The sequence below is a fragment of the Pseudomonas kulmbachensis genome (genome assembly GCF_963681935.1).
Lineage (GTDB): Bacteria > Pseudomonadota > Gammaproteobacteria > Pseudomonadales > Pseudomonadaceae > Aquipseudomonas > Aquipseudomonas kulmbachensis.
The window spans coordinates 1017839-1036651 of the sequence record NZ_OY817088.1; the positions used below are offsets into that span (position 1 = coordinate 1017839).

An 18813-nucleotide genomic window follows, 5' to 3' on the forward strand; every position below is an offset into this window, starting at 1 on the left:
CCATGAAATTGCCAATTTACCTCGATTACTCAGCCACTACCCCGGTTGATCCGCGTGTTGCTCAAAAAATGAGCGATTGCCTGTTGGTTGACGGGAACTTCGGTAACCCGGCTTCGCGTTCCCACGTGTTTGGCTGGAAGGCTGAAGAAGCGGTTGAGAATGGTCGCCGTCAGGTTGCAGATCTGGTTAATGCCGACCCGCGTGAAATTGTCTGGACCTCCGGTGCTACCGAGGCCAACAACCTGGCAATCAAGGGTGCTGCGCATTTCTATGCCACCAAGGGCAAGCACCTGATCACCGACAAGATTGAACACAAGGCCGTCCTCGACACCATGCGTCAGCTGGAGCGCGAAGGCTTTGAAGTGACCTACATCGAGCCGGGCACCGACGGTCTGGTAACGCCAGCCATGGTTGAGGCCGCCATGCGCGACGACACCATCCTGGTTTCGATCATGCATGTGAACAACGAAATCGGCACCATCAACGACATCGCTGCCATTGGTGAGCTGACTCGCTCGCGCGGCGTGTTGTTCCATGTTGATGCGGCACAGTCCACTGGCAAGGTTGAGATCGACCTGGCCAAGCTGAAGGTCGACATGATGTCGTTCTCGGCTCACAAGACCTACGGCCCTAAAGGCATCGGCGCGTTGTACGTAAGCCGCAAGCCTCGCGTACGTATCGAAGCCACCATGCACGGCGGCGGTCACGAGCGCGGCATGCGTTCGGGCACCTTGGCCACCCACCAGATCGTGGGTATGGGCGAAGCGTTCCAGATTGCCAAAGAAGAGATGGCGGCGGAAAATATCCGTATCAAAGCGTTGAGCGATCGCTTCTTCAAGCAGGTTGAACATCTTGAAGAGCTGTACGTTAACGGCAGCATGACTGCCCGCGTTCCGCACAACCTGAACCTGAGCTTCAACTACGTTGAAGGCGAGTCGCTGATAATGGCGCTCAAGGATTTGGCTGTGTCGTCCGGTTCGGCTTGCACCTCGGCCTCTCTGGAACCGTCCTACGTGTTGCGTGCCCTGGGCCGCAATGACGAATTGGCTCACAGCTCGATTCGTTTCACGTTCGGCCGCTTCACTACCGAAGAAGAAATCGATTACGCCGCGCAGAAGGTTTGCGAGGCTGTCACCAAGTTGCGCGCTCTGTCGCCGCTGTGGGACATGTACAAAGACGGCATCGACATCTCGAAAATCGAATGGGCGGCGCACTAACAATTTAAGTCGCCGTAAGTAGACGCTGTAGCGTAGCGAACAGCAGCTTTTACAGCGTCTCGAGAGCGACTCTCTGATGAGTGAGGATTAGTACCATGGCTTACAGCGAAAAGGTCATTGACCACTACGAGAACCCGCGCAACGTCGGCAAGATGGACGCGGAAGACCCGGATGTCGGTACCGGCATGGTCGGCGCTCCGGCGTGCGGCGACGTGATGCGTTTGCAGATCAAGGTCAACGATCAGGGCATCATTGAAGATGCCAAGTTCAAGACCTATGGTTGCGGTTCGGCAATTGCTTCCAGCTCCCTGGCTACCGAGTGGATGAAAGGCAAGACTCTGGATGAAGCAGAGACCATCAAGAACACTCAGCTGGCCGAAGAACTGGCTCTGCCACCGGTAAAAATTCACTGCTCGGTACTCGCTGAAGACGCCATCAAGGCGGCTGTTCGCGATTACAAGCAGAAGAAAGGTTTGATCTGATCTTCGACCCCGTGCCGGTAACGGCATGAGCGTGGTGAAGATACTGGCGATATGTAAGGAGTCCTGATGGCTATCAGCATGACAGAAGCGGCGGCTCGGCATATTCGTCGTTCCCTTGATGGGCGCGGCAAAGGTGAGGGGATTCGTCTGGGTGTTCGCACCACGGGCTGTTCCGGTCTTGCCTATGTGCTTGAGTTTGTTGACGAGGTTGGCAGCGACGATCAAGTCTTTGAAAGTCATGGCGAAAAAGTGATCATCGATCCTAAAAGCCTGACCTATCTGGACGGGACCGAGCTCGATTTCGCCAAGGAAGGGTTGAACGAAGGTTTCAAGTTCAACAACCCCAACGTGCGCGGTGAATGTGGCTGCGGCGAAAGCTTCAATATCTGAGGCTACTCGTGGGTACTCCTTGTCATTTCGCATTATTTGAACTGCAGCCGGGCTTTTCGCTCGATCTCGAGCAGTTGGCTACGCGCTACCGTGAGTTGGCGCGTGGTGTTCATCCAGACCGGTTTGCTGATGCTTCCGAGCGTGAGCAGCGGCTGGCGCTAGAGCAATCCGCCAACCTCAATGAGGCCTACCAGACGCTCAAGAGCCCACCCAAGCGCGCGCGTTACCTGCTTGCGATGAATGGGCGTGAGATGCCGCTGGAAGTGACGGTGCATGATCCCGAGTTTCTGATGCAGCAGATGCAATGGCGCGAAGAACTTGAAGATTTGCAGGACAGCGCCGATATGGCAGGTATTGCAGCCTTCAAGCGTCGGCTTAAAGTCGCTCAGGATCAATTGAACGACAGCTTCGCTGCTTGCTGGGATGATGCTGCGCAACGTGAACAGGCCGAACGCCTGATGCGGCGCATGCAGTTCCTCGACAAGCTCACTTACGAAGTGCGCCAGTTAGAAGAGCGCCTCGACGATTAACCCCGTGCTGCCCTGGTTGCACGCCTGATTACAGATAAGCCCTGATTACGATGGCCCTACTGCAGATCGCCGAACCCGGCCAAAGTCCTCAACCGCACCAGCGACGTCTGGCTGTGGGGATCGACTTGGGCACTACCAATTCGCTGGTTGCTGCATTGCGCAGCGGTCTTTCCGAGCCTCTGGCTGATGCTGAAGGCAAGGTCATTTTGCCGTCTGCGGTGCGTTATCACGCCGATCGCATCGAGGTGGGTGAGTCTGCTCGTCTGGCGGCTTCCAGTGATCCTTTCAATACCGTGTTGTCGGTCAAGCGCTTGATGGGTCGTGGTCTGTCCGACGTCAAGCAATTGGGCGAGCAGTTGCCTTACCGCTTTGTTGGCGGTGAGTCGCATATGCCGTTTATTGACACCGTGCAGGGTCCTAAAAGCCCGGTAGAGGTGTCGGCCGATATTCTGAAGGTGTTGCGCGAGCGTGCCGAGAAGACCTTGGGCGGCGAATTGGTGGGTGCGGTGATTACCGTTCCGGCTTATTTCGATGATGCCCAGCGTCAGGCTACCAAGGATGCTGCTCGGCTTGCCGGGCTCAATGTGTTGCGTCTGCTTAATGAGCCAACGGCTGCTGCCGTGGCCTATGGTCTGGATCAGCACGCCGAAGGCGTGGTCGCTATCTATGACCTGGGTGGTGGTACGTTCGATATCTCAATCCTGCGTTTGACCGGTGGTGTGTTTGAAGTCCTGGCGACCGGCGGCGATACCGCGTTGGGTGGCGATGACTTTGACCATGCGATTGCCAGCTGGATTGTCGAGCAGGCGGGCTTGTCCGCTGATCTTGATCCGGGCACTCAGCGCGAACTGCTGCAAATTGCCTGTGCGGCCAAAGAAGCTCTGACCAACTCGTCTTCTGTATCGGTTGCCTTTGGCGACTGGCATGCAGAGCTGACTCGTGAAGCCTTTGATGCCCTTATCGGGCCAATGATTGCGCGCAGCCTCAAGGCTTGCCGTCGTGCGGTGCGCGATTCCAACGTTGAGTTGGAAGAAGTCCAGGCAGTGGTGATGGTTGGTGGGTCTACCCGAGTACCTCGGGTGCGCGAAGCTGTAGCCCAGATGTTCGGCCGTCAGCCGCTGACCGATATCGACCCGGATCAAGTGGTCGCCATTGGCGCGGCGATCCAGGCCGATACCTTGGCGGGCAACAAACGTGATGGTGGCGAACTGCTGCTGCTTGATGTTATTCCGTTGTCGCTGGGTCTTGAGACCATGGGCGGGCTGATGGAAAAGGTCATTCCGCGCAACACCACGATTCCGGTGGCTCGCGCTCAGGACTTCACTACCTATAAAGACGGCCAGACGGCCATGATGATTCATGTGTTGCAAGGTGAGCGCGAACTGATCAGTGATTGCCGCTCCCTTGCACGCTTTGAATTACGCGGTATCCCGCCGATGGTGGCCGGTGCCGCGAAAATTCGCGTGACCTTCCAGGTGGATGCCGATGGCCTGCTGAGTGTGTCGGCTCGCGAGCTGGGTTCAGGCGTTGAAGCCAATATCCAGGTCAAGCCGTCCTACGGTCTGACCGACGGCGAAATTGCCAAAATGCTCAAGGATTCGTTCCAGTACGCCAGTGACGACAAGGTCGCCCGCGTATTGCGTGAGCAGCAGGTGGATGCCCAGCGGCTTATCGAGGCCGTGCAAGCGGCTCTTGAGGTCGATGGTGAACGCTTGCTGGACGCTGAAGAGCGCATGGTCATTGAGCTGCAAATGCAGGAATTGTCCGAATTGTTGAAAGGCACCGATGGTTATGCCATCGAGCAGCAGACCAAGCGTCTGTCGCAAGTGACTGATGCCTTTGCTGCCCGTCGCATGGACTTGACCGTCAAGGCCGCCCTTGCGGGTCGCAACCTGAATGAAATCGAGGAATAACTGATGCCGCAGATCATTTTTCTGCCACACGCCGAGCATTGCCCGGACGGTATGGTTGTAGAGGCTGAGACCGGCAAGACCATTCTCGAAGTGGCTCACGACAATCACATCGAAATCGAAAGTGCCTGCGGTGGCGTTTGCGCCTGCACCACGTGTCACTGCGTGATTCGCGAGGGTTTTGACTCGCTGAACGAAGCTGACGAGCTGGAAGAGGACTATCTTGATCGGGCATGGGGTCTGGAAGCGACTTCGCGCCTGAGCTGTCAGGCTCGCGTTGGGACTGAAGACATTACCGTCGAGATTCCAAAGTACTCGCTCAACCATGCTGCCGAAGCGCCGCACTGATAGCGCTGAACGGCTACAAGGTTTTGAGTGGCCTCAGAATTTGCTTATAAGGAATTGTCATGAGCCTTAAATGGGTTGATGTGCAGGAAATCGCCATACAACTGGCTGAAGCTCACCCGGATGTCGATCCGCTCTCGGTGAATTTCGTCACGCTACGCAATCTGGTCATGGCACTGCCTGAGTTCGACGATATCCCTGATCGCGGCGGAGAGAAGGTTCTCGAAGCCATTCAGGGTTTGTGGATCGAAGAAGCCGACTAAGCTTGTAATCGACGTAATTATGAAATACCCAAGAACCCGCGTATAATTCGCGGGTTTAATTTTTCGCTTAAATCACTGTTTCTGGAGTTACACCATGGCTGTTCAACGCACTTTCTCCATCATCAAGCCTGACGCTGTTGCAAAAAACGTTATCGGCGAGATCACCACTCGTTTTGAAAAAGCCGGCCTGAAGGTTGTAGCTTCCAAACTGAAGCAACTGTCCAAAGCAGAAGCTGAAGGTTTCTACGCTGAGCACAGCGCTCGTGGCTTCTTCGGCGACCTGGTTGCTTTCATGATCTCCGGTCCAGTTGTTGTTCAGGTTCTGGAAGGCGAAAACGCTATCGCTCTGAACCGTGAGCTGATGGGCGCTACCAACCCTAAAGAAGCAGCTGCTGGCACTATCCGTGCTGACTTCGCTGAATCCATCGACGCTAACGCTGTTCACGGTTCCGATTCTGAAGCAGCTGCTGCTCGTGAAATCTCGTACTTTTTCGCAGCTACTGAAGTAACCACTCGCTAAGTATTAGCTTGTGAGTGAGGGTGAAGACATGATTGCAACGACTGGCAAAACCAACCTGTTGGGTTTGACTCAACCGGAAATGGAGAAATTCTTCGACTCAATCGGGGAGAAGCGTTTCCGTGCCGGTCAGGTCATGAAGTGGATTCACCACTTTGGCGTCGATGATTTCGACGCCATGACTAACGTCAGCAAGGCCTTGCGCGACAAGCTCAAGGCTATTGCTGAGGTTCGTGGACCTGAAGTCGTCAGCGAGGATATTTCTACCGATGGCACCCGTAAGTGGGTGGTCCGCGTAGAGTCCGGCAGCTGCGTCGAGACCGTTTATATTCCCTCGGGCAAGCGTGGCACTTTGTGCGTTTCGTCCCAGGCTGGCTGTGCCCTGGATTGCAGTTTCTGCTCCACCGGCAAGCAAGGCTTCAATAGCAACCTCACCGCCGCCGAAGTTATTGGCCAGGTGTGGATTGCCAACAAATCCTTTGGTAGCGTCCCGGCAACCATCGACCGTGCCATCACCAACGTGGTGATGATGGGTATGGGTGAGCCGCTGCTGAACTTCGACAACGTTATTGCCGCCATGCATCTGATGATGGATGACCTGGGCTATGGCATCTCCAAGCGCCGGGTGACCCTGTCTACCTCGGGCGTGGTGCCGATGATCGATGAGCTGGCCAAGCACATCGACGTCTCTTTGGCGTTGTCGCTGCATGCACCCAATGACGAATTGCGCAGTCAGTTGGTGCCGATCAACAAGAAGTACCCGCTCCAGATGCTGCTCGAGTCTTGCCGTCGCTATATGTCGACCCTTGGCGAAAAGCGTGTTTTGACCGTTGAGTACACCATGCTCAAGGACGTGAACGACCATGTCGATCACGCTCGCGAAATGATCGAGTTGCTCAAGGACACTCCGTGCAAGATCAACCTGATCCCGTTTAACCCGTTCCCGCATTCTGGCTATGAGCGTCCAAGCAACAACGCCATTCGCCGTTTCCAGGAGCTGTTGCAGCAAGCCGGGTATAACGTGACCGTTCGCACCACCCGTGGTGAAGATATCGACGCGGCGTGCGGGCAACTGGTCGGCCAGGTCAATGACCGCACCCGTCGCAGTTCGCGCCTTATTGCGGCGCGTGAGCTCAGCGCCGATGCCGAATCAGCGCAAAGCGCTGCCTCTGCACCCTGAGAGAGGACATCCATGATCTTGCGCGCCGCGCTCCCCGTCGTTTTGGTCAGCTTGTTGGCTGGCTGCGTGTCATCGGGCGATTCAAGCTCGATGACCGGCGACAAGGGACGTAGCGAAGCGCGTGAGGCTTATGTTCAGCTGGGGTTGGGTTATCTGCAGCAAGGGATGACCGAACAGGCCAAAATCCCATTGCGCAAAGCCCTTGAACTCGACAAGGCTGACCCGGACACCAACGCTGCACTGGCCTTGGTGTTTCAGTCCGAAATGGAGTTTGAGCTGGCCGAGCAGGCATTCCGTACTGCGTTGAACGGTCGCCCTGGCGATGCTCGCATCCTCAATAATTACGGCAGCTTTCTGTTTGCGCAGCAGCGCTATCAGGAAGCCCGGGTCCAGTTTCAAAAAGCGGCGGCAGACAACCTTTACCCGGAGCGTTCCCGAATCTACGAGAACCTGGGTATGACGTCGCTTCAATTGGGGCAGCGTGAGACAGGTCGTCAGCAGCTCGAAAAAGCTCTGCGCCTGAACCCGAGGCAACCGCGCGCGCTGCTCGAAATGGCTGAGATGTCATATCAAGACAGACAATATGTATCTGCACGTGACTTTTACGATCGTTTTAGCCTGCTTAGCGGGCAAAATGCACGTAGTCTATTGCTCGGTGCGCGACTGGCGAGTGTTTTCGACGACCGCACCCCAACTGCCAACTTTGGCCAGCAACTAAAACGACTCTATCCCGGCACGCCGGAATATCAGCAATACCTGTCGGAGCAATGATGAAAGCGGCGCACCCCGAAGTTCTAGCAGCGACTCGTGTCAATCCCGGTGAGACTCTGCGTCAGGCCCGTGAAAACAATGGATGGACGTTGGCTGAAGTCGCCTTGAAACTCAATCTCACGGCCAGCTCCTTGAGCAACCTTGAGACCGGAGCGTTCGACAAGCTGCCGGGGCATACCTTTGCTCGCGGCTACATCCGTGCTTATGCAAAATTGCTGGGCATGGACCAGGCCAGCCTGGTACGTGAATTTGACCTTTACACCGGCACAGATGCCAATGGCAGCAATGTGCACAGCCTGGGCCGTATAGAAGAGCCGGTGCGGGTATCCCATACCATTTTGCGCATCGTCAGCCTGTTGTTGCTGATCGCCGTGATCGGTGGCGGTTTTATCTGGTGGCAGGATCAAACGTCCATGCGCGCCAAGGACCTGGTTGGCCTGGCTCCGGAACACGTTGAAGTTGAAGGGGCTGACGGTACAACCCGGATCCACCCGATTGATGAGCCTGAAGATCAGGCTGTGGCCGAGGCCGCAGTTGAAGGGCAAGCGCCTGTTGCAACTGAAGGTGCTCCTGAGCAATCTGCAACAACTGCGCTGGCACTGCCATCCGCTCCGGCAGCGGCGCCTATGACGCCAGCCGCCACCCCGCTGACTCAACCTGCGCCAGCGCCAGCTGTTGCGGCACCGGTAGCACCTGCTGTTGCCCCGGCAACGCCTGCTGCAGCGCCGGCCGCCGGTGCAGGCAAGGTCAATGTGCAATACACCGCTGACTGCTGGACCCAGGTAACCGACGCCACGGGCAAAGTGCTGTTCGGTGGCCTGAAACGCAAAGGCGAAAATCTAGAAGTGAGCGGCAAGTCTCCACTGACTCTGCGTCTGGGTTACGCCCGCGGTGCGCAGGTAAGCTACAACGGTCAGTCTGTGGATATAGCTCCTTTCACCAGTGGCGAGACTGCTCGTCTGAAATTGGGTCAATAAGTCATGCACGGCGAATCTCCAATCAAACGTCGCGAATCGCGCAAAATCTGGGTCGGCAATGTACCCGTAGGTGGCGACGCCCCTATCGCTGTACAGAGCATGACCAACAGTGACACCAATGATGTCGCTGCAACCGTTGCTCAAATCAATCGTCTGGAAGCAGCAGGTGTCGATATCGTGCGGATTTCCGTACCGGATATGGACGCGGCTGAAGCTTTTGGCCGAATCAAGCAACTGGTCAAGGTGCCATTGGTTGCCGACATCCACTTCGATTACCGGATCGCTCTGCGCGTAGCGGAATTGGGTGTGGATTGCCTGCGAATCAATCCGGGCAACATCGGTCGTGAAGACCGTGTGCGTGCGGTGGTTGATGCGGCCCGCGATCGTGGGATCCCGATCCGCATTGGCGTCAACGCCGGTTCGCTCGAAAAAGACCTGCAAAAGAAATATGGCGAACCAACGCCTGCCGCTCTGGTCGAGTCGGCGCTGCGTCACGTTGAACACCTCGAGCGCCTTAACTTCAAGGACTTCAAGGTCAGCGTAAAGGCTTCCGACGTGTTTATGGCCGTTGAAGCCTACCGTCTGCTGGCCAAGGAAATCGTCCAGCCACTGCACTTGGGTATTACCGAAGCAGGTGGTTTGCGCTCAGGCACAGTGAAATCTGCCGTGGGCCTAGGTATGCTGCTCGCCGACGGGATTGGCGATACCATTCGCATTTCCTTGGCTGCAGACCCGGTAGAGGAAGTAAAAGTCGGTTACGACATCCTCAAGTCCCTGCACCTGCGCTCGCGCGGCATCAACTTTATCGCGTGCCCAAGTTGCTCGCGGCAGAACTTCGACGTGGTGAAAACCATGAATGAACTCGAAGTGCGGCTTGAAGACCTGCTGGTGCCGTTGGATGTCGCGGTGATCGGTTGTGTGGTCAACGGCCCAGGCGAAGCCAAGGAAGCCCATGTGGGGCTGACCGGTGGTACACCTAACCTGATTTACATCGACGGCAAGCCGTCGCACAAGCTGACGAATGAAAACCTGGTGGATCATCTCGAAAAGCTGATCCGGCAGAAGGCGGCCGAAAAGGTCGAAGCTGACGCAGCAGTTATCGCGCGCGGCTAACCAGACGAATAAAGGATTTATTGTGAGCAAGTCTTTGCAAGCCATTCGTGGCATGAACGACACCCTGCCGGAGCAGACGCCTCTGTGGCGCTATCTTGAAAGCAAGGTTTCGCGTTTGCTGGATAACTACGGTTACAAGCAAATCCGTATGCCGATCGTCGAATTCACCGAGCTGTTCAAACGCTCGATCGGTGAAGTGACCGACATTGTCGAAAAAGAGATGTACACCTTCGAAGACCGCAACGGCGATTCGCTGACCTTGCGCCCTGAAGGGACTGCGGCGTGCGTGCGTGCTGTACTTGAACACGGCCTCACGGGCGGCGGTCAGGTGCAAAAATTGTGGTACATCGGCCCGATGTTCCGCCACGAGCGTCCGCAAAAAGGCCGTTATCGCCAGTTCCACCAGATCGGGGTCGAGGTGTTCAACCTTGATGGTCCGGACATCGATGCCGAGCTGATCGTGCTGACCTGGCGCCTGTGGGGCGAGCTGGGCATCCGTGATGCGGTCAAGCTCGAACTCAACAGCCTTGGCACCAGCGAAGCGCGTGCACGCTACCGTGCGGCACTGGTCGAATACTTGTCCTCGCGTCTGGGCGAGCTTGACGAAGACAGCCAGCGTCGCTTGAAATCCAACCCCTTGCGCGTCCTCGACACCAAAAATGCCGATACCCAGGCGGTTTTGGTCGATGCACCGAAGATGGTGGATTACCTCGATGAAGAGTCCCGCGTGCACTTCGAGGGCCTCAAGGCGCGCCTCGATACCGCTGGCATTCCATACACGATCAATCCAAAACTGGTTCGTGGCCTGGATTACTACAGCAAAACCGTATTTGAATGGGTCACCGACAAACTGGGCGCTCAGGGCACCGTGTGTGCTGGCGGTCGTTATGACGGTCTGGTCGAGCAAATGGGCGGCAAGCCCACTTCGGGCGTTGGCTTTGCCATGGGCATCGAGCGTTTGATCCTGATGCTTGAAACCCTTGAGCAAATCCCGGAAGAAATCGCGCGTCAGGTTGATGTTTACCTGTGCGCTTTCGGTGAGGCCGCCGAACTGGCAGCCTTGGCTTTGAGCGAACGTGTTCGCGATCAGCTCCCGAACCTGCGCTTGCAGATCAATGCCGGTGCAGGCAGCTTCAAAAGCCAGTTCAAAAAGGCTGACAAGAGCGGCGCGCTGTACGCGCTGATCCTGGGTGACGACGAATTGGCCCAGCAAGTGGTAGGTGTCAAACCCCTGCGTGGCCAGGGCGAACAACAAACGATTGCCTGGGATGCTCTTGCTGAGCACTTGGCCACCTGCATCGTGCAGGGTTGAAGCTGTAAAACAGCCGATTTAGCGAAAAAGGAGTGTTGGGGTGTCGAGTAACGAAGATGATCAGCTGGGCGAGTTGAAAGACTGGTGGCAGCGCAACGGCAAACCCCTGGTCACTGGCGGCTTGCTGGCGCTGGTGGTGGTGTTCGGCTGGCAGGCTTGGCACAAATATCAGAGCAATCAGTCGCAGGGTGCGTCGATTCTCTACCAACAATTGCTTGAAACCACGCTCACGCCTGACGGTCAGCCCGATGTGGCCCGTGTGGCTGACTTGGCCAACAAGCTGAAAAACGAGTACGCCGGTTCGGCCTACGCGCAATTTGGCGGTCTGTTTGTGGCCAAGGTCGCAGTGGACAACGGCAAGCTGGATGACGCGGCAACTGAGCTGAAAGCCATTGTCGACAAACCTGCCAATGCCACCCTGGGTGAAGTGGCGCGTCAGCGTCTGGCTCAGGTTCTGGCGGCGCAGGGCAAGGTTGATGATGCCCTTAAGTTGCTTGAAGGTGATTCGGACAAGGCATTCCTGGCCAGCCGTGAAGAGCTCAAGGGCGACTTGCTGGTACAGCAGGGTCGCACCGACGACGCACGCGCAGCCTACGAAAAAGCCAAGGCTGGATTGTCGGATGAGGCAGCAGTAGGCGGTTTGCAAATCAAGCTCGATGACCTGGTCAAAGGGGATGCGTGACGTGATGCGTTGGAAACATGCGGCACTGCTGGCTCTGGTCATTTTGGCCGCGGGTTGCAGCAGCAACAGCAAAAAAGAACTGCCACCGGCTGAGCTGACCGACTTCAAAGAAGAAGTTGTGCTGCAAAAGCAATGGAGTCGTTCGATCGGTGACGGCCAGGGCAAAACCTACAACATGCTGGTTCCAGCTGTTGAAGGTAACAACATCTACGCCGCTGACGTAACGGGTGTAGTGATGTCCCTGGACCGCATGAACGGCGACGTCGAGTGGAAAAAAGACCTCGAGCTGCCTGTTTCCGGCGCTGTAGGCCTGGGCTATGGTCTGGTCATGCTCGGCACCTTGCAAGGTGACGTGATTGCCCTGGACGCCAGCACTGGCGAAGAAAAATGGCGCTCTCGCGTTAACAGCGAGGTGCTTGCACCGCCTGCGACCAACGGCGATATCGTTGTGGTACAGACTCAGGACGATCGCCTGATCGGTCTGGATGCTGACACCGGTAATCAACGCTGGACGTATGACAGCACGCCAGGTGTGCTGACCTTGCGCGGTACTGGCGCACCACTGGTGACCAATCACCTGGCAATTGCCGGTCTGTCGACTGGTAAAGTGGTTGCCCTTGATACGCGCAACGGTGTGCCTGTGTGGGAGCAACGTGTTGCTATCCCGCAAGGTCGCTCCGAGCTTGAACGCATTGTCGATATTGACGGTGGCCTGCTGATGTCTGGCGGTACACTGTACGTCGCCAGCTACCAGGGCCGCATGGCGGCACTGGAAATGGAATCGGGTCGTGTGCTTTGGCAACGCGATGCTTCCAGCTATGCCGGTGTCGCCCAAGGTTTTGGCAGCGTCTACATCAGCCTGGCGTCGGGCACCGTAGAAGGCGTTGACGAGCGTTCGACCACCTCACTGTGGAGCAATGATGCTCTGGCTCGCCGTCAATTGTCGGCACCGGAAGTCTTCTCCAGCTACGTGGCGGTCGGTGACATGGAAGGCTATCTGCACCTGTTAAGCCAGGTCGATGGTCGTTTCGTGGGCCGTACCCGCGTTGACAGTGACGGCCTTCGGGCACGTCCGCTGGTGGTCGGTGACATGATTTACGTGTTTGGTAACAGCGGCAAACTGGAAGCCCTGACCATTCGCTAAGGCGTCTATGCTTGAGGCTTCAGTCTCAGGCAGCCTTGCTCTGGCAAGGTTTGCGGCACATTTGTGCTGTTCCGAACTCTGGCCGCTGCCTTGCAGCGGCTTTTGTATTTTCTGAAATAACGAAGTGGAGAGCCGCATGGTTCCCGTAATCGCCCTGGTGGGCCGACCAAACGTCGGCAAGTCCACCTTGTTCAACCGCCTGACCAGGACTCGTGACGCCATCGTTGGCGACTTGTCCGGTCTGACCCGTGATCGCCAATACGGTGAGGCCAAGTGGCAAGGGCGTTCCTACATTCTGGTCGACACCGGCGGTATCTCCGGTGACGAGCATGGTATGGACGAAAAGATGGCCGAGCAGTCGCTGCTGGCTATCGAAGAAGCTGACGTCGTTCTGTTCCTGGTAGATGCAAAAGCAGGCTTCACCGCCGCTGACCAGATGATCGGCGAACACCTTCGCAAGCGTAACAAGCGTTCCTACGTGGTTGCCAACAAGGTCGACAACATCGACCCGGAATTGGCGCGTGCAGAATTTGCACCGTTGGGCATGGGCCATGCGATCCCGATCGCGGGTGCTCATGGCCGTGGTATCACCCAGATGCTGGAAATCGCCCTGAGCGACTTCCCTAAAGATCCGGAAGAGGAAGAAGAAGGCGAAGCCGAAGTCGTTCTTGAAGGTCAGGAAGCCAAGCGCATTCCCGGTCCCAGCGAAAAAGACGGCATCAAGATCGCCATCATCGGTCGTCCTAACGTCGGCAAGTCGACCCTGGTCAACCGCATGCTCGGTGAAGATCGGGTTATTGTTTATGACGAGCCAGGCACCACGCGCGACAGTATCTACATCCCGTTCGAGCGTAACGACGAGAAGTACACGCTGATCGACACCGCCGGTGTGCGCAAGCGCGGCAAGATCCACGAAGAAGTTGAAAAATTCTCCGTGGTCAAAACCCTGCAAGCGATCAAAGACGCCAACGTGGTGATCTTTGTGATGGACGCCCGTGAAGGCGTGGTCGACCACGACCTCAACCTGTTGGGCTTTGCACTGGAGGCCGGTCGTGCTCTGGTCATCGCGATCAACAAGTGGGACGGCATGACCCCGAGCGAACGTGATTTCGTCAAGGTCGAGCTGACTCGTCGCCTGTTCTTCGTCGACTTCGCTGACATTCACTTTATCTCGGCCCTGCATGGCACTGGCGTGGGTAACCTGTACCAATCGGTGCAGAATTCCTTCAAGTCCGCGGTTACCCGCTGGCCGACCAACCGTTTGACCCAGATTCTGGAAGACGCGGTTGGCGAGCACGCGCCGCCGATGGTCAATAGCCGTCGAATCAAGCTGCGTTATGCTCACTTGGGTGGTGCTAACCCGCCGATTATCGTGATCCACGGTAACCAGGTTGAGAAGGTTCCGAAGTCTTATGTCCGTTATCTCGAAAACACCTACCGTCGTGTCTTGAAGCTGGTCGGTACGCCGATCCGCATCGAGTTCAAAGGTGGCGAGAACCCGTACGAAGGCAACAAGAACTCGCTTACCGACCGTCAGGTCAACAAGAAGCGCCGCATGATGTCGCACCACAAGAAAGCCGAGAAAAACCGCAAAGACAAACGCTAATAGCGCAAGCTTAAAGCGTAATGAGAAAGGGTCCGAAAGGGCCCTTTTTCGTGTCTGATGTTTGGGCTATTCTCGGTGGGTCCTGTGCCGCAGTCAGTGCCGGGAACTCAACAGGGAACGGCCATGATCACCAGCAAGTTGCCAAACGTCGGCACAACTATTTTCACACGCATGTCGCAGCTCGCCACAGAAACCGGTGCACTCAACCTGTCTCAGGGGTTCCCCGATTTTGACGGCCCGCAGGCATTGCGTGATGCAGTCGGCCAGCATATTGCCAATGGCCACAATCAATATTCGCCCATGACCGGCCTGCCTGCATTGCGTCAACAGGTGGCGGCAAAAATCGCCCGCAGTTACGGGGTTCAGGTGGATGCCGACACCGAGGTGACGATCACCCCCGGCGCAACCCAGGCTATTTTCTGCGCGATCCAGGCCGTGATTAATGCCGGCGATGAAGTGATCGTCTTTGATCCGTGCTACGACAGCTACGAGCCCTCGGTTGAACTGGCTGGCGGTCGTTGCGTGCATGTGCAACTGGGGTTGGATGACTTCTCGATTGACTGGCAGAAACTGGAAGATGCGCTGAGCCCGCGCACGCGCATGATCATTCTCAATAGTCCGCACAATCCAAGTGGAGCCCTGATCAATCGTGCCGAGCTGGATCAGTTGGCCAAGCTGATTGCCGACCGCGACATCTACCTCGTCAGCGACGAGGTGTATGAGCATCTGGTGTTCGATGGCGTGCCCCACGTCAGTGTTTTGTCCCATCCTGAGTTGTACCATCGAGCTTTCGTTGTCAGCTCATTCGGCAAGACCTACCACGTGACAGGCTGGAAAACCGGTTACGTCGTCGCACCGCCTGCCCTGACCGCCGAGTTGCGCAAGGTTCACCAGTACGTCAGTTTCTGTGGTGTGACACCTTTGCAGTATGCGTTGGCGGACTTTATGGCCGCTCACCCTGAGCACGTTGAAGAGTTGCCCGGGTTTTACCAGGCCAAGCGAGACCTGTTTTGTGATTTGTTAAGCCCATCGCGTTTTACCTTCAAACCGGTGGCAGGGACTTATTTCCAGTTGGTGGATTACTCCCGAATTCGTCCGGACCTGAACGATGTCGACATGGCTGTATGGCTGACCCGCGAACACGGCGTGGCGACTATTCCGGTGTCGGTGTTCTACCAGACCCCGCCCGCAGGGCAGCGGCTGGTTCGACTATGTTTTGCAAAACGCGAGGAGACGCTGCGTGAAGCAGCAGAAAAACTATGCGTGATCTAAGTGGTTTACCCGATCTAGCTGTGGCGCTGGTGCAAACCACGCTGGCATGGCATGACCGCCAGGCTAACTTCGAGCATTTCGACGAGCTGCTTGAGCAGGCTCGGGGCGCCGATCTGGTGGTGCTGCCGGAAATGTTTACCACCGGGTTTAGCATGGAGTCCAAGACTCTGGCTGAACCTGAAAACGGCCCGAGCACTGACTGGCTGCGCAAGCAGGCTAAAAGGTTGAATGCCGTGGTGACGGGCAGCGTGATTGTGCAGGCTGCGGATGGCAGTCATCGCAATCGGTTGCTGTGGGCGCGCCCCGATGGCGAAGTGCTGCACTACGACAAACGGCACCTGTTTCGAATGGCGGGTGAGCATGAGCACTTCACCCCGGGTGAGCGTCAGGTTCAGTTCGAAGTCAAAGGCTGGCGGATTCGCCCGCTGATTTGCTATGACCTGCGTTTTCCGGCGTGGAGCTGCGACCCGCATGACACCGACGTGTTGCTGTACACCGCCAGTTGGCCAGGTGCGCGTCGATTGCACTGGAACCGTTTATTGCCTGCACGGGCCATTGAAAACCTGTGTTATGTCGCGGCAGTGAATCGGGTGGGCACCGACGGTAAAGGGATGGTTTACACGGGGGACAGTCACATCTTCGACTTCCAGGGCGAGTCGTTGCTCAGTGCAGGGGAGGCGGATGGTGTTTTCACCATGAGCCTGAATGCAGCCGAGCTGGGGGCTTATCGCGAGCGCTTCCCCGCGTACCTGGATGCAGATGATTTCGAGCTGCGCTGACTGTTGAACGCTCCGTAGCAGCTGCCGAAGGAACGAGGCTGCGTTCGGCGGCGAAGCCGTCGTAAGATCGGACACTGCGGTGTGCCAGGTAAACAGGGAACTCAGGATTTACGGCCGCTTCGCGCCCGAACGCAGCCTCGCTCCTTCGGCAGCTGCTAAAAGGCGTTGTGTATTCAGGCCAATAAAAAGCCCCCAAGGCTCTCGCCTTGGGGGCTTTTGTGTTTCTGGCGATGCTTACGCAGCTTTCGCTTCAACTTCACTCAGCGAACGGTTCAGGGCGCTGAACAGGGCCTTGAAGCTTGCTGTGGTGATGTTTTCATCAATGCCCACGCCATGTACTGCACGTCCGCCATCGACTCGCAGTTCAATGTAGGCCGCGGCCTTGGCGTTGGTGCCAGCGCCAATCGCGTGCTCGTTGTAGTCCATTATTTCGGCATTAACCGGCAGGCCGGCTACCAGCGCTTCCAGCGCGCCGTTGCCCTTGCCGCTCCAGCGCAGGTTGGTTTCGCCATCGCCCTTGGCCGACACTTCAACCTCGACAGCACTGTGGCCGTTCTCTTCCTGCAAGCGGTGGCTGACCAGCGCGTACGGCGTGTTGGCCTGCAAATACTCAGTGCGCAGCAAGTTGTGAATCTGCTGAGCGGTCATTTCCAGACCCAGACGGTCGGTTTCACGCTGCACCACCTGGCTGAACTCGATCTGCATCCGGCGCGGCAAGTTGATGCCGTATTCCTGCTCCAGGAGGTAAGCAATCCCGCCTTTGCCCGATTGGCTATTAACCCGAATCACGGCTTCGTAGCTGCGGCCAATATCAGCCGGGTCGATTGGCAAGTACGGCACTTCCCACAAGGCATCCGGTTTTTGCTGGGTGAAGCCCTTGCGGATAGCGTCCTGGTGCGAGCCGGAGAACGCGGTGTGGACCAGGTCGCCGACATACGGGTGACGTGGGTGAACCGGGATCTGGTTGCACTCTTCGACGACTTTGCGCACGCCGTCGATGTCCGAGAAGTCCAGTTGCGGGTCCAGGCCCTGGGTGTACATGTTCAAGGCCACAGTCACCAGATCGACGTTACCGGTGCGCTCACCGTTGCCGAACAGGCAGCCTTCAACGCGATCGGCACCGGCCATCAGGCCCAGTTCGGTAGCAGCAACACCAGTACCACGGTCGTTGTGGGTGTGCAGGCTGATCAATACGCTGTCACGGCGATTGATATGGCGACCGAACCACTCGATCTGGTCGGCGTAGATGTTCGGGGTCGCGCACTCAACGGTTGCAGGCAAGTTGAGGATCATCTTGTGCTCTGGCGTCGGGTTCCACACCTCGATCACCGCGTCACACACTTCCTTGGCGAACTCCAGTTCGGTGGCGCTGAACGTCTCTGGCGAGTACTCAAAGGTCCAGTGGGTTTCAGGCTGCTGAGCGGCGTATTTGACGAACAGCTTGGCGGCGCTGACCGCGATTTCCTTGATGCCGTCCTTGTCCTGATTGAACACGATGCGGCGGAAGGCAGGGCAGGTGGCGTTGTACAAGTGAACGATGGCTTTTTTCGCCCCGCGCAACGACTCGAAGGTGCGCGCGATCAAGTCTTCACGGCCCTGGGTCAGCACCTGGATGGTGGTGTCATCAGGGATATGGCCGTCTTCGATCAGAGTGCGCACGAAGTCGAAGTCGGTCTGGGACGCAGCCGGGAACGACGCCTCGATTTCTTTAACGCCAACGCTGACCAGGGTCTTCCAGAAACGCAGTTTCTTCACCGCATCCATCGGCTCGATCAGCGACTGGTTGCCGTCGCGCAAATCGGAGCTGCACCAGATTGGCGCGCTGGTGATGGTTTTCGAAGGCCAGGTACGGTCAGGCAAATCAATGACCGGGAAGGCGCGGTATTTGGAAGATGGGTTTTTGAGCATGGTCATCAGGCAATCCTTTATGTGCGGGCCGACTAATCAGATGCGGCCAGCCGGAAAAATACAAAGCAGAAGGCGAGGCACCGCAATTAGCTTTGCAGTCGTGCACTGACCAAGCAAAGGCTGCGATGTTGGCGAAGCAGAATGAGGGTATGAGATGTGTTCATGACCTCAACCCTAACCATTGGTGAGAAGGATGGCAAGTAGGCAAATAACATTGAGATAACTGCTCGAATATGGCGAATATTTGGATTTTTATCGCGATATTTTCTTCAGGTTGCATAATTTATTGCGCAGCAAAAGTGTCGGGCATACATCGGGTGCTGTTTGCCGCAGGTAATAACAGTCGGTGCCGGTTGAACCCTGGGAGGGTGCGTGCTGACGGTCAGGAATTTTGGTGCCTCAAAGCTGTGACAGG

The 18813-nt window shown here is 56.8% G+C and carries 19 protein-coding genes; 18 read left to right on the forward strand and 1 reads right to left on the reverse strand.

What is annotated here, in order from left to right; all coding sequences use genetic code 11:
- Positions 1-2 precede the first annotated feature (2 nt).
- The 18 genes from U5A05_RS04870 to U5A05_RS04955 all read left to right on the forward strand — a co-directional run bounded on the left by U5A05_RS04870 (position 3) and on the right by U5A05_RS04955 (position 16490).
- On the forward strand, positions 3-1217 hold the full coding sequence (locus tag U5A05_RS04870; RefSeq protein WP_261741056.1) for an IscS subfamily cysteine desulfurase: 1215 nt from the start codon (positions 3-5) through the stop codon (positions 1215-1217).
- A gap of 95 nt (positions 1218-1312) precedes the next feature.
- Positions 1313-1699, forward strand: a complete 387-nt coding sequence (gene iscU, locus U5A05_RS04875; RefSeq protein WP_261741057.1) for a Fe-S cluster assembly scaffold IscU — start codon at positions 1313-1315, stop codon at positions 1697-1699.
- 66 nt (positions 1700-1765) lie between these two features.
- Positions 1766-2089: an iron-sulfur cluster assembly protein IscA gene (gene iscA, locus U5A05_RS04880; protein ID WP_048359112.1), complete on the forward strand. Its 324-nt coding sequence runs from the start codon at positions 1766-1768 to the stop codon at positions 2087-2089.
- 8 nt (positions 2090-2097) lie between these two features.
- Positions 2098-2619, forward strand: a complete 522-nt coding sequence (gene hscB / locus U5A05_RS04885) for a co-chaperone HscB (RefSeq protein ID WP_261742377.1) — start codon at positions 2098-2100, stop codon at positions 2617-2619.
- Positions 2620-2669: 50 nt separating this feature from the next.
- Positions 2670-4532, forward strand: a complete 1863-nt coding sequence (gene hscA, locus U5A05_RS04890) for a Fe-S protein assembly chaperone HscA (protein WP_321835868.1) — start codon at positions 2670-2672, stop codon at positions 4530-4532.
- Between the two features lie 3 nt (positions 4533-4535).
- A complete protein-coding gene (fdx, locus tag U5A05_RS04895) occupies positions 4536-4877 on the forward strand; it encodes an ISC system 2Fe-2S type ferredoxin (RefSeq protein ID WP_003443365.1) in 342 nt (113 codons plus the stop codon).
- Positions 4878-4936: 59 nt separating this feature from the next.
- Positions 4937-5137: a Fe-S cluster assembly protein IscX gene (gene iscX, locus U5A05_RS04900; protein WP_016779607.1), complete on the forward strand. Its 201-nt coding sequence runs from the start codon at positions 4937-4939 to the stop codon at positions 5135-5137.
- A gap of 94 nt (positions 5138-5231) precedes the next feature.
- Positions 5232-5657, forward strand: coding sequence for a nucleoside-diphosphate kinase (ndk, locus tag U5A05_RS04905; protein WP_003443361.1), 426 nt, complete (start codon positions 5232-5234; stop codon positions 5655-5657).
- A 28-nt stretch (positions 5658-5685) separates the two neighbouring features.
- Complete coding sequence (gene rlmN, locus U5A05_RS04910) at positions 5686-6834, forward strand: dual-specificity RNA methyltransferase RlmN (protein ID WP_261741059.1); 1149 nt, start codon at positions 5686-5688, stop codon at positions 6832-6834.
- 12 nt (positions 6835-6846) lie between these two features.
- A complete protein-coding gene (pilW, locus tag U5A05_RS04915; RefSeq protein WP_321835869.1) occupies positions 6847-7605 on the forward strand; it encodes a type IV pilus biogenesis/stability protein PilW in 759 nt (252 codons plus the stop codon).
- A complete protein-coding gene (locus U5A05_RS04920) occupies positions 7605-8582 on the forward strand; it encodes a RodZ family helix-turn-helix domain-containing protein (RefSeq protein WP_321835870.1) in 978 nt (325 codons plus the stop codon). The genes pilW and U5A05_RS04920 overlap by 1 nt, the downstream gene beginning before the upstream one ends.
- Positions 8583-8585: 3 nt before the next feature.
- Positions 8586-9695 (forward strand): flavodoxin-dependent (E)-4-hydroxy-3-methylbut-2-enyl-diphosphate synthase, encoded by a 1110-nt coding sequence (gene ispG / locus U5A05_RS04925; RefSeq protein ID WP_048359105.1) that lies wholly within the window; start codon positions 8586-8588, stop codon positions 9693-9695.
- Between the two features lie 22 nt (positions 9696-9717).
- Positions 9718-11007, forward strand: coding sequence for a histidine--tRNA ligase (gene hisS, locus U5A05_RS04930; RefSeq protein ID WP_261741062.1), 1290 nt, complete (start codon positions 9718-9720; stop codon positions 11005-11007).
- Between the two features lie 40 nt (positions 11008-11047).
- Positions 11048-11689 carry a YfgM family protein gene (locus U5A05_RS04935; RefSeq protein ID WP_261741063.1) on the forward strand — a complete coding sequence of 214 codons (642 nt, stop codon included), beginning with the start codon at positions 11048-11050 and terminating at the stop codon, positions 11687-11689.
- Positions 11682-12833: an outer membrane protein assembly factor BamB gene (bamB, locus tag U5A05_RS04940; protein WP_261741064.1), complete on the forward strand. Its 1152-nt coding sequence runs from the start codon at positions 11682-11684 to the stop codon at positions 12831-12833. The genes U5A05_RS04935 and bamB overlap by 8 nt, the downstream gene beginning before the upstream one ends.
- A gap of 136 nt (positions 12834-12969) precedes the next feature.
- Positions 12970-14439, forward strand: a complete 1470-nt coding sequence (gene der / locus U5A05_RS04945) for a ribosome biogenesis GTPase Der (RefSeq protein ID WP_261741065.1) — start codon at positions 12970-12972, stop codon at positions 14437-14439.
- 123 nt (positions 14440-14562) lie between these two features.
- Positions 14563-15711 (forward strand): pyridoxal phosphate-dependent aminotransferase, encoded by a 1149-nt coding sequence (locus tag U5A05_RS04950; protein ID WP_261741066.1) that lies wholly within the window; start codon positions 14563-14565, stop codon positions 15709-15711.
- A complete protein-coding gene (locus U5A05_RS04955) occupies positions 15699-16490 on the forward strand; it encodes an amidohydrolase (RefSeq protein WP_261741067.1) in 792 nt (263 codons plus the stop codon). The genes U5A05_RS04950 and U5A05_RS04955 overlap by 13 nt, the downstream gene beginning before the upstream one ends.
- Before the next feature lie 234 nt (positions 16491-16724).
- Here the strand turns inward: U5A05_RS04955 and leuA are convergent, their stop codons facing one another.
- Positions 16725-18404: a 2-isopropylmalate synthase gene (gene leuA / locus U5A05_RS04960; RefSeq protein ID WP_261741068.1), complete on the reverse strand. Its 1680-nt coding sequence runs from the start codon at positions 18402-18404 to the stop codon at positions 16725-16727.
- Positions 18405-18813 lie beyond the last annotated feature (409 nt).